Origin of the sequence: Erythrobacter sp. (genome assembly GCF_036351135.1) — a bacterium.
Classification (GTDB): domain Bacteria; phylum Pseudomonadota; class Alphaproteobacteria; order Sphingomonadales; family Sphingomonadaceae; genus Erythrobacter.
This window is the reverse complement of the sequence record NZ_JAZBON010000025.1, coordinates 255678-265865: the sequence shown is the minus strand read 5'-3', so window position 1 is coordinate 265865 and position 10188 is coordinate 255678. Positions and strand designations below refer to the sequence as shown.

Genomic DNA, 10188 nt, shown 5'->3' with positions numbered 1-10188 from the left:
GGAAATCTCGCCGTCGTCTTCCTCGTTTTCCTCCTCCATCTTGTCGGGCGGAGGCTCCTTCGACAGCATCGCGTCGAGATCGAGGATCTCGCGCAGCTGCATGTCTTCGGAATTCAAGGCTTCGGACCACTGGATGATGGCGTGGAAGGTGATCGGGCTTTCGCACAGCCCCATGATCATCATGTCGCGGCCGGCCTCGATGCGCTTGGCGATCGCGATTTCGCCCTCGCGGCTGAGCAATTCGACCGCGCCCATTTCGCGCAGATACATGCGCACCGGGTCGTCGGTGCGCTCGCCCGTGCCGGTCTTTTTCGCGGCGGGTTTGGCGGCGGTCTTGACGGCTTCCTTCTTCTTGCCGTCATCGCCGACCTGCATTTCCTCGACTTCGGCTTCCTGCTCAGCCTCGGCCTCGGCCTCCTCGTCGTTCTCGACGATCTGCACGCCCATTTCGGAAAGCGCGGTCTGGATATCCTCGATCTGGTCGGGGCTCATCTCGCCCGAAGGCAGGGCCGCGTTGAGCTCATCATAGGTGATGTAGCCCTTCTTCTTCGCCTTGGTCATAAGCTTCTTGATCGAAGCTTCGTTGAGATCGATCAGCGGCGCATCGTCCTTGTCGGCAGCTTTAGCAGTCGAAGCCATGTAATCTCGTCAATCCGTTCCCGCGGGGCGACCGGCTTGTGGCTGCCTTCACGCGGCGCCGTCCCGACCATTCACCCCTGTTAACCCGTTCGTCCGCACCCACGATAAGAGTGACGGACCTAATCCTGCGCGACGTCTTCGCGTGCCGCCGGGAGCCCGGCCTTGCGGCGCCCGAAAGCCTTCAGACGCTCCTCGACCGCGGACAGTTGCCTGCGCAACCGGTCCTGTTCGGCGAGCGCCCCTTCGGGGTCCTCATCGAAACGCGCGACGGTCGCAGACATCGCGGCTTCGAGCGCCGGCTTTTGAGCCAGCAATGACACAGCTTCGGCAAGTTCCTCGCGCGCGTCACCGGGGGGTGTGCCTTCCTTGAGGAAGGCGAAAGACTGGTCTTCCGGTGGGGCAGGAGTGCCGCGTTCCAAGGATATGGCGGGCATTTGCCGCGAATCAAGCGTTTCCGACAGCTCTATCAACGATTCGATTGCGGGTGCGGCTTTCGGGTCGAGCCTCGCGAGGCGGGTGAGATGTTCGAGGTGAACCGCGATCTGATCGGGATGGCGCGTCAGACCGGCGACGACCGCGCCGAGCAGCGAGGCGCGTTGACCGCCGGAAATCGCGCGCTGAAGCGTCGCGAGGGCGGCGGCGGAAAGGCCCGCCTGGCGTGACGGCGAGCGCGGCCAGGTGCCGCCGCCGCGGTGGCCGGGTGAGCCGGTGCGGGCAGGGCGGGGCGGGAAGGCGAAGGCCGAGAACCGATCGAGCAATTCGCGGCGGTAGAGCGCCTGGATGTCGCGATCGGCGATCGTATCGACATGCGCCATCAGCCGCGCCTTCAGCCCCGCCTTGGCTTCCGGATTTTCCAGCGCCTGCGCGTCGCGTTCATATTCCCACAGCGTATCGAGCAGGCTCTTGGGCGAGGCAAGCAGTTCAGCCATAGCCTCGGCGCCGCGCTCGCGAATGAGGTCGTCGGGATCCAGCCCGGCGGGCAGGCGCACGATGGCAAGCGAGCGCATCGGGGCGAGCAACGGAAGCGCGCGGGTGATCGCTCGCATCGCCGCACGCTGACCCGCCTGGTCGCCGTCGAAGCATAACACCGGCACCTCGACCATGCGCCACAGCGCCTCGAGCTGCATCTCGGTCAGCGCGGTGCCGAGCGGCGCCACAGCATCGCCGATGCCGGCCTGCGCCAGCGCAACCACGTCCATGTAGCCTTCGACCACTACGACACGGCCCGTCTGGCGTGAGGCAGGAGCGGCACGGTGGAGGTTGTAAAGCGTGCGTCCTTTGTCGAAGAGCGGCGTGTCGGGAGAGTTCAGATATTTGGCAACGCCCTCGCGGTTTTCGAGAATGCGTCCACCGAAGGCGATGACCCGTCCGCGAGCGTCATGGATCGGCAGCATGATCCGGCCTCGGAAGCGGTCGTATGTGGTGCCGCCTGCCCCGGACCTCGATCCGGGGTCCTCCGTCTCGATCCGCATACCCGTCTCGACCAGCATGCGATCCTCGAACCGCGAAAGCGCTTTGTTCAAGGCCTGCTTGCTTTCGGGCGCATAGCCGAAGCCGAATTCTTCGAGCGTCTCGGGCGTGAGGCTACGCCGCTTCAAATATTCCAGTGCCTCGCGCCCATCGGCGCTGCGCAGATTGTCGACGAACCATTCCTGCGCCGCGCTGGTGACGTCGACCAGTTCGGCGCGCTTCTCTGCGCGTTTGGCCGCGACCGGGTCGGGTGCGGGCATCTCCATCCCGGCCTCGCTCGCCAACTCCTTGCATGCATCGATAAAGGAGAGCCCGCGCTGCTCGACCATCCAGCTGATAACATCGCCATGCGCGCCGCAGCCGAAGCAGTGGTAGAAGCCCTTCTGGTCGTTAACATAGAAGCTCGGCGTCTTCTCGTCGTGGAACGGGCAGCACGCCTTCCATTCGCGGCCCGCGCGGGTGAGCTTGTCGGTGCGCATGACGACGCTCGACAGCGTGATCCGCGCGCGCAGCTCGTCCTTCCATTGCGGGGTGATCGCCATGGCGAGCAAAGTGCGCGCGCCCGGTCGATCATGCAAGATTTTGGTGGCGGCGGCTTGTGGAGCGTCCTGTGGAGGGCGCTATGCGCGGACCCCCATGCAGGCGTTGCTCGCATCCGCGTCCGGTCCGGGATAGGGGCCTTCGCCCGCGCCGCTCGCCTCGAGCGTGCGGATCTCGTAATGCGCGGCGGGGCCGGCGGGGGGCAGGGTGGACTGCCAGAAGAAGGTCAGCGGTTCGGCGTCCTCCCACTGATTGCCGCCATCGCCCGCATTGACCGTCCAGATCAGCGCGCCCGCATCATCGCAGGTGACGACGACCTCGACGCCGTCGCCCGCCGCGGCGATCGCCTCCGCATTGGAAAAGCCGGCGACCCCGTTGAAGCCCAGCGCCGGGGCGATCATGCGGAAACCGGTCGCCATCTCGATATCGGCATCGTCGGGGCCATCGCCGGCGCCGGTCGAGGGATCCATGTCTTCGCCCGGATAGACGATATGGACATAGGTATAGACGGTGCCCTCCGGCGCGCTCGCCGGGTCGCACGGGTCGATCCCGGCGGGGCAAGCGACATAGGAGGTGATGTCGGCAAGGATGCCCGCCTCGTTCGACAGGCTGGTCTTCACCTCCGGTCCCTGCGGCCCGACGATTTTCGCGCCCAGCTCCAGTTCGGCGAAATCGGCAGGATCGACCGCGTTGGCGAGCGCGGCAGCTTCGCCATCGGTCGTCGCCACTTCGAGCTCGGCGCTTTCTTCTTCGGCATCGCAGGCGGCAAGCGTCAGTGCGCTCGCCGCGAGACAGGCAAGGGTTGGATAGGGGCGGATCATGTTTCCCTCCTGGAAACTGTTCGTCGAAGCCTTCGCTTCACAAGTCTTCAGAAACTCTCTTTCACCAGGGCACTCGCCCGGCTCATGTCCATTTCAGCGCCGTGCCGCGCCTTTAGTTCCGCCATGATGCGTCCCATATCCTTAACGCTATCGGCCCCAATGCTTGCCTTGATCTCGGCGATCGCGGCCTTGGTTTCCTCCTCGCTCATCATCTGCGGGAGAAACTCCTCGATTACCGCGAGTTCGGCGCGTTCGGCCTCGGCCAGTTCCTCACGATTACCCTCAACATACATGGTTATCGATTCGCGTCGCTGCTTCGCCATTTTTTGCAGCACGCCGGTCACCAATTCGTCGTCGGGCACCTGTTTGGACGCGGTGCGCTGTTCGATGTCGCGGTCCTTGATCTTGGCCGCGATCTGGCGGAGCGTCGCAGTGCGGTCCTTGTCCTTGGCCTTCATCGCGGTGATGGTTTCGGCCTTGATGTTGTCACGGATCATGGCGGTCTGTCGTCTTTCCTGTGGATCAAATGAGGCAGGCGCGCGCTCTAGCCGATAGCGCGGCCACGCGATAGGTTGACGCATCGCGGGCGCAGGTCTAGCCGCTGAGACTTAGCACGCATTGCCGGAAAACCCCTGCCGAACGGAGCGCCCCATGGCCCTTTCCGCCTCTCCCCCTGCGCAGCCTAAGGGCGCGACGGGGTGTCTTGTTCTGGGCGACGGGACGGTCGTCTGGGGCCGCGGCTTCGGTGCGAGCGGGGAGGCGCTGGGCGAGGTCTGCTTCAACACCGCGATGACCGGTTATCAGGAGGTGATGACCGATCCTTCCTACGACAGCCAGATCGTCACCTTCACCTTCCCCCATATCGGCAATGTCGGCGCGAACGAGGAGGATGTGGAGAGCCGTGGTCTGGGCGCGGTCGGATGCATTGTGCGTGAAGAAGTCACCCCCCATTCCAATTTCCGCGCGCGCGACGAGTTTTTCGCGTGGATGGCGGCGCATAACAAGATCGGCCTGTCGGGCATCGACACCCGCGCGCTGACCCGGCGTATCCGCGTGAACGGTGCACCGAGTGCCGTGATCGCGCATTATCCGGGCGGCGAGTTCGATGTCGCGGCCATGATCGAGAGAGCGCGTGGTTGGCCCGGGCTGGAGGGTCTGGACCTCGTGCCCAATGTCTCTCGGACAGCGACCGAAGATTGGCGCGGCGGTCACTGGCAACTGGGCTTCGGCTATGGCGAAAGCAACCGCGAACGCCCGCATGTCGTCGCGATGGATTTCGGCGCCAAGGACAACATCTTCCGCAGCCTCGTGCGCGCCGGCGCGAAGGTGACGGTTGTGCCAGGACGCAGCTCCTTCGACGAAATCATGGCGCTGAAGCCCGCCGGGGTGTTCCTCTCCAACGGCCCCGGCGATCCCGCGGCGACGGGCAAGTATGCGGTGCCGGTGATTAAGGCGCTGCTGGATGCGAACGTGCCGCTCTTCGGAATTTGCCTAGGTCACCAAATGCTCGGGCTGGCCGTGGGCGCGAAGACCAGCAAGATGCACCAGGGCCACCGCGGCGCGAACCACCCGGTGCAGCGCGTCGGCAATGGCTGGGGCGAAAGCGCCGGTCTGGTCGAGATTACCAGCATGAACCATGGCTTTGCGGTCGATAGCGACAGCCTGCCCGACGGCGTCGAGCAGACGCATGTTAGCCTGTTCGACGGCTCGAATTGCGGCATCGCGGTGACAGGCAAACAGGCGTTCGGCGTGCAATATCACCCGGAGGCATCACCGGGGCCGCAGGATAGCTTCTACCTGTTCGAGAAATTCGTCGGGGGGTTGGGGTGACTACCGAAAACTGGATTATGGTCTGCGCGATATTACTGGGGCCAGTCGCAGCCGTTATAATTACGCTTTGGCATCAGGAACGTAAGCAGAAGAGGGATCAGAAGCTAGCATTGCTGCGCCATCTTCTAGCGTATCGACATCTCCCGGCAGATGCGAATTACTCGCATGCAATCAACATGATACCGTTGGAGTTCTCGGATGAGCCAAATGTCATAGCGGCCCACAAAGAGTTCATTGCTGCAGCTTATGCTCAGGGCGATGATAATGACGAAAAGCCGATCGCGGAGAAAAGGGCAATCAAGCAGACACGGCTAATTTATGAGATTGCTCATTCTTTAGGGTTTGGCATCAGAGAAACTGACCTCCAAACCGAGGGTTATACAGCCACCGGTTTCGTCGAAAGAGACCACGCTTTCATTGATGGGCACAAGGCTTGGAGGGACATCGCCAACCTCTTGTTTATCCAGGCACGCCAGGCAGAGGGTCGACCTCTTAATGAGAAAGAGTTGAACTACCTTGGATTGCAGGGCGCGAGGGAAGAGGTGTCTGATGACACAGGCTAACCTCTCGCAAGTCGTTGCCTTACTCGCTGCACCACTCGCCGCCCAAACCCCCGCGATGACCCCGCCGCCTCTCGCTGAGTACCCCGGTGCGGAAATCGTCAAGGGTGTCACGTTTCTGGGCGATACCGGGATTACGCTCGAACGTGGCGAAAGCGGCCTTCCAGTCTTTGCCTGCTGGCGACCGATCCTTTTCAAGGAAGACACCGACCGCCCTGTAGCAGGACGTATAGATTGCCGCTTTATCGCCAACGATAATGGCTTCAGCGACGCCGCTTTGGGCTACGACATGCCTCGCTATTTGCGGCGCCATCCAACAGCCGACAACGCTTCCGCACCTCGCGCAGGAGAGAAGGCATGAACCGCATCCTTTTCGTATTCGCAGCATCGCTCCTCCTGACTGGCTGCGACGACATCGCCGCTTGGTTCGAGGAGGAGGACTGGCGCGAGGGAGAGGAAAGTCTCGATGCCTGCATGGAACGGGTCCGCGCCGGCTATCACGAAGGTGTGGTCGAGCTGCTTGAGAGCGACGAACAGCGCCAGCCGACTTACACCTTCGACGTGACCAAGGCGAGCTTCGAGGACCTCAACTCGATCACCGTTGCAGAGAGCGAGGAGGGGGGCGGATCGGTCCAGTTCTCGGGCGTCGATGCGCCCGGTTACATCATTCACGATTTCATGGAGACGCCGGTCGACGAGAAGGGCGCATTCATGCTCGGCAGGGATCCGGCGCTCTACCGCGTGCGCGGCGAACCGATCGCGCTGAAAGACGTATTTGCCGTGGGCTGCAAACGCCAAATGCCGGGCATGCGCCTCATCAGCTTCACCTTCCAGCCGCTCACCGAATCCAGCACCGATAGCGCCGAGACCGAGACCGAGACCGAGTAATGCCCAAACGCACCGACATTTCCTCGATCCTTGTCATCGGCGCAGGGCCGATCATCATCGGGCAGGCCTGCGAGTTCGACTATTCAGGGACGCAGGCGATCAAGGCGCTGAGGGAGGATGGCTACCGCGTCATCCTGGTCAATTCGAACCCGGCGACCATCATGACCGATCCGGACATGGCGGACGCGACCTATGTCGAGCCGATCACGCCCGAAATCGTCGCCAAGATCATCGCAAAGGAAAAGCCCGACGCGCTGCTTCCCACGATGGGCGGGCAGACCGCGCTCAATTGCGCGCTGAAGCTCGACGAGATGGGTGTGCTGGCCGAGCACGGGGTCGAGATGATCGGCGCAAAGGCCGACGCCATCGACAAGGCGGAGAACCGCCAGCGTTTCCGTGAGGCGATGGACAAGATCGGCCTCGAAAGCGCGCGCAGCGGCATCGCCAACACGCTGGACGAGGCCCGCGACGTGCTCGAGCGCACCGGTCTGCCCGCCATCATCCGCCCGTCCTTCACGTTGGGCGGCACCGGCGGCGGCATCGCCTACAATAAGCAGGAATTCGACCGCATTGTGCGCGAGGGGCTCGATGCCTCTCCGACCACCGAGGTGCTGATCGAGGAGTCGCTCCTCGGTTGGAAAGAATACGAGATGGAGGTCGTGCGCGACAAGGCGGACAATGCGATCATCATCTGCTCGATCGAGAATGTCGATCCGATGGGCGTGCATACGGGGGACTCCATCACGGTCGCCCCGGCGCTGACGCTGACGGACAAGGAATACCAGATCATGCGCTCGGCCAGCATCGCGGTGCTACGCGAGATCGGGGTGGAAACCGGCGGGTCGAACGTACAATTCGCGGTGAATCCGAAGGACGGCCGCCTGATCGTGATCGAGATGAACCCGCGCGTCTCGCGCAGCTCGGCGCTGGCTTCCAAGGCGACCGGCTTCCCCATCGCGCGCGTCGCGGCGAAACTGGCGGTGGGTTACACGCTCGACGAGATCACCAACGAGATCACCGGCGCGACGCCTGCAAGCTTCGAGCCGACGATCGACTACGTCGTCACCAAGATCCCGCGCTTCGCCTTCGAGAAATTCAAGGGCACCGAGCCCAACCTCGCCACCGCGATGAAGTCGGTGGGCGAGGTGATGGCGATCGGACGCAACTTCGCCGAGAGCATGCAGAAGGCGTTGCGAGGTCTGGAAACCGGGCTCGACGGGTTTAACCGCGCGCCAGACCTCGAAGGCGTAGCACGCGATGTCATCACCGCCGCGATCTCGCGCCGCACGCCCGACCGGCTGCTGAAGGTCGCGCAGGCCTTTCGCGAAGGTCTGAGCGTCGAGGACATCCAGGCAGTGACCGGCTACGATCCGTGGTTCTTGCGCCAGATCGAGGCCATCATCGCCGCCGAGCGCGAAGTGCAGGCGGATGGTCTGCCGCGCGATGCGGCGGCGATGCGGCGGCTGAAGGCGATGGGCTTTTCCGATCGGAGGCTGGCGACATTGGCCGTGCGCTCGGTCGGGGTCGCGGGCGGCATGGGCGAGACGCAGGCCAAGCGCTCTGGGTTGCTCCACAATGCGCTTCAGGCGATGGCCGGCGCGACCAGCGAGGGCGAAGTGCGCGACCTGCGCCGCAAGCTCGGCGTCAATCCGGTGTTCAAGCGCATCGACAGCTGCGCCGCCGAATTCGAGGCGATCACGCCCTATATGTATTCAACCTACGAGGCGCCCAGCTTCGGCGAGCCGGAGGACGAGGCGTTGCCGTCCGACCGGCGCAAAATCGTGATCCTGGGCGGCGGACCCAACCGGATCGGGCAGGGGATCGAGTTCGATTATTGCTGCGTACACGCCTGTTTCGCGCTGGCGGAGCAGGGGTTCGAGACCATCATGGTCAATTGCAACCCGGAGACCGTTTCCACCGATTACGACACGTCGGACCGGCTCTATTTCGAGCCTCTGACTGCCGAAGACGTGCTGGAAATCCTGCGCGTGGAGCAACAGGCGGGCGAGCTGGTCGGCGTTATCGTCCAGTTCGGCGGGCAGACGCCGTTAGGGCTGGCGCAGGCGCTGGAGGATGCGGGCATTCCCATCCTCGGCACCAGTCCCGATGCGATCGATCATGCCGAGGACCGCGAGCGCTTCGCCAAGCTCGTCAACAAGCTGAAGCTCAAACAGCCTGACAACGGTATCGCCTACACCCGCGATGAGGCCGCGGCGGTCGCGGCACGCATCGGCTATCCGGTGCTGCTGCGCCCGTCCTTCGTGCTCGGCGGCCGGGCGATGGAGATCGTCGATTCCGAAGCCCAGCTCGACGACTACATAAAGAGCGCAGTCAATGTCTCGCCCGACAGCCCGGTGCTGGTCGACCAATATCTGCGCGATGCGATCGAATGCGATGTCGACGCGCTGTGCGACGGCACCGAGGTCCGCGTCGCGGGCGTCATGCAGCATATCGAGGAAGCGGGCGTCCATTCGGGCGACAGCGCCTGCACCTTGCCGGCCTATTCGCTGGGGCAGGAGGTGATCGACGAGATGGAACGCCAGGCCGAAGCGCTCGCCTTCGCGCTCGGCGTGCGCGGACTGATGAATGTGCAATTCGCGGTCAAGCCGGACGAGAACGGTGTGGAGCAGGTCTATCTCATCGAGGTCAATCCGCGCGCCAGTCGCACCGTGCCCTTCGTCGCCAAGGCAATCGGCCAACCGGTCGCCAAGATCGCCGCGCGGGTCATGGCGGGAGAGGCGCTCGCCGGGTTCGAGCCTTTCCGCCGGGAGCTCGATCACATCGCAGTCAAGGAAGCGGTCTTCCCCTTCGCGCGCTTCCCGGGCGCGGACCCGGTGCTTTCCCCCGAAATGAAATCGACCGGCGAAGTCATGGGGATAGATGCGAGTTTCGAGGCCGCCTTTTTCAAGGCGCAGCTGGGCGCGGGCATGGTGCTCCCGCGCAAGGGGACGGTGTTCGTCTCGGTCAAGGATGGCGACAAGGCGGGCATCGTCCCGGCGGTGAAGGCGCTGCTGGACGTGGGCTTCCACATCGTTGCGACCAGCGGGACGCAGGCATTTCTCAGCGGCGAGGGACTGGACGTCGAACGCGTCAACAAGGTCGCCGAAGGCCAACCCCATATCGTCGACCGCATCATCGACGGCGAGATCGCGCTGATCTTCAACACCACCGAAGGCTGGCAGTCGCTGCTCGACAGCAAATCGATCCGGCAGGCGGCGCTCGAGAAGAAGGTGCCCTATTACACCACCGCCGCCGCATCGCGCGCTGCCGCGGCGGCAATTGCGGCGATCACGCCCTCGCAACTTGAAGTCCGCTCGCTACAAAGCTATTATAGCTGAGCATTTACGCCGTCCTCCCGACATTTCGCCCGCAATCCGGTCGCTTGGAAGAAGCGGCCACGGTCGAAGTTTCGCCGTGAAACCTCCCATGCCGGGGCGGGC

Annotated in this window: 9 protein-coding genes; 5 read left to right on the top strand and 4 right to left on the bottom strand. The window is 63.6% G+C overall.

Going from position 1 to position 10188, the window contains the following annotated elements; genetic code table 11:
- The 4 genes from V2I30_RS08250 to V2I30_RS08235 all read right to left on the bottom strand — a co-directional run.
- On the bottom strand, positions 1-639 hold a 639-nt coding region (locus V2I30_RS08250; RefSeq protein ID WP_330661636.1), incomplete at its 3' end, for an RNA polymerase sigma factor region1.1 domain-containing protein.
- A 119-nt stretch (positions 640-758) separates the two neighbouring features.
- On the bottom strand, positions 759-2651 hold the full coding sequence (dnaG, locus tag V2I30_RS08245) for a DNA primase (RefSeq protein ID WP_330661650.1): 1893 nt from the start codon (positions 2649-2651) through the stop codon (positions 759-761).
- A gap of 78 nt (positions 2652-2729) precedes the next feature.
- The gene (locus tag V2I30_RS08240; protein ID WP_330661635.1) at positions 2730-3470 is read right to left on the bottom strand and encodes a hypothetical protein; all 741 of its coding nucleotides are present in this window, start codon (positions 3468-3470) and stop codon (positions 2730-2732) included.
- Between the two features lie 47 nt (positions 3471-3517).
- On the bottom strand, positions 3518-3967 hold the full coding sequence (locus V2I30_RS08235; RefSeq protein ID WP_330661634.1) for a GatB/YqeY domain-containing protein: 450 nt from the start codon (positions 3965-3967) through the stop codon (positions 3518-3520).
- A gap of 154 nt (positions 3968-4121) precedes the next feature.
- On the opposite strand from V2I30_RS08235, the gene carA reads away from it, so the two are divergent.
- Genes carA through carB form a run of 5 tightly spaced genes read left to right on the top strand, consistent with a single transcriptional unit; the run spans position 4122 to position 10086 of the window.
- Positions 4122-5300, top strand: a complete 1179-nt coding sequence (gene carA, locus V2I30_RS08230; RefSeq protein ID WP_330661633.1) for a glutamine-hydrolyzing carbamoyl-phosphate synthase small subunit — start codon at positions 4122-4124, stop codon at positions 5298-5300.
- Positions 5297-5863, top strand: a complete 567-nt coding sequence (locus tag V2I30_RS08225) for a DUF6680 family protein (RefSeq protein ID WP_330661632.1) — start codon at positions 5297-5299, stop codon at positions 5861-5863. The genes carA and V2I30_RS08225 overlap by 4 nt, the downstream gene beginning before the upstream one ends.
- 55 nt (positions 5864-5918) lie before the next feature.
- Positions 5919-6221, top strand: a complete 303-nt coding sequence (locus V2I30_RS08220; RefSeq protein WP_330661631.1) for a hypothetical protein — start codon at positions 5919-5921, stop codon at positions 6219-6221.
- Complete coding sequence (locus V2I30_RS08215) at positions 6218-6748, top strand: hypothetical protein (protein ID WP_330661630.1); 531 nt, start codon at positions 6218-6220, stop codon at positions 6746-6748. Before V2I30_RS08220 ends, V2I30_RS08215 begins: the two co-directional genes overlap by 4 nt.
- On the top strand, positions 6748-10086 hold the full coding sequence (gene carB, locus V2I30_RS08210; protein WP_330661629.1) for a carbamoyl-phosphate synthase large subunit: 3339 nt from the start codon (positions 6748-6750) through the stop codon (positions 10084-10086). The genes V2I30_RS08215 and carB overlap by 1 nt, the downstream gene beginning before the upstream one ends.
- Positions 10087-10188: the final 102 nt, after the last annotated feature.

What these genes read in the sequence shown, in the direction of transcription:
- dnaG (WP_330661650.1), bottom strand. Translation starts at nt 2,651, where the DNA reads ATGGCGATCACCCCGCAATGGAAGGACGAGCTGCGCGCGCGGATCACG.
- V2I30_RS08240 (WP_330661635.1), bottom strand. Translation starts at nt 3,470, where the DNA reads ATGATCCGCCCCTATCCAACCCTTGCCTGTCTCGCGGCGAGCGCACTG.
- V2I30_RS08235 (WP_330661634.1), bottom strand. Translation starts at nt 3,967, where the DNA reads ATGATCCGTGACAACATCAAGGCCGAAACCATCACCGCGATGAAGGCC.
- carA (WP_330661633.1), top strand. Translation starts at nt 4,122, where the DNA reads ATGGCCCTTTCCGCCTCTCCCCCTGCGCAGCCTAAGGGCGCGACGGGG.
- V2I30_RS08220 (WP_330661631.1), top strand. Translation starts at nt 5,919, where the DNA reads ATGACCCCGCCGCCTCTCGCTGAGTACCCCGGTGCGGAAATCGTCAAG.
- V2I30_RS08215 (WP_330661630.1), top strand. Translation starts at nt 6,218, where the DNA reads ATGAACCGCATCCTTTTCGTATTCGCAGCATCGCTCCTCCTGACTGGC.
- carB (WP_330661629.1), top strand. Translation starts at nt 6,748, where the DNA reads ATGCCCAAACGCACCGACATTTCCTCGATCCTTGTCATCGGCGCAGGG.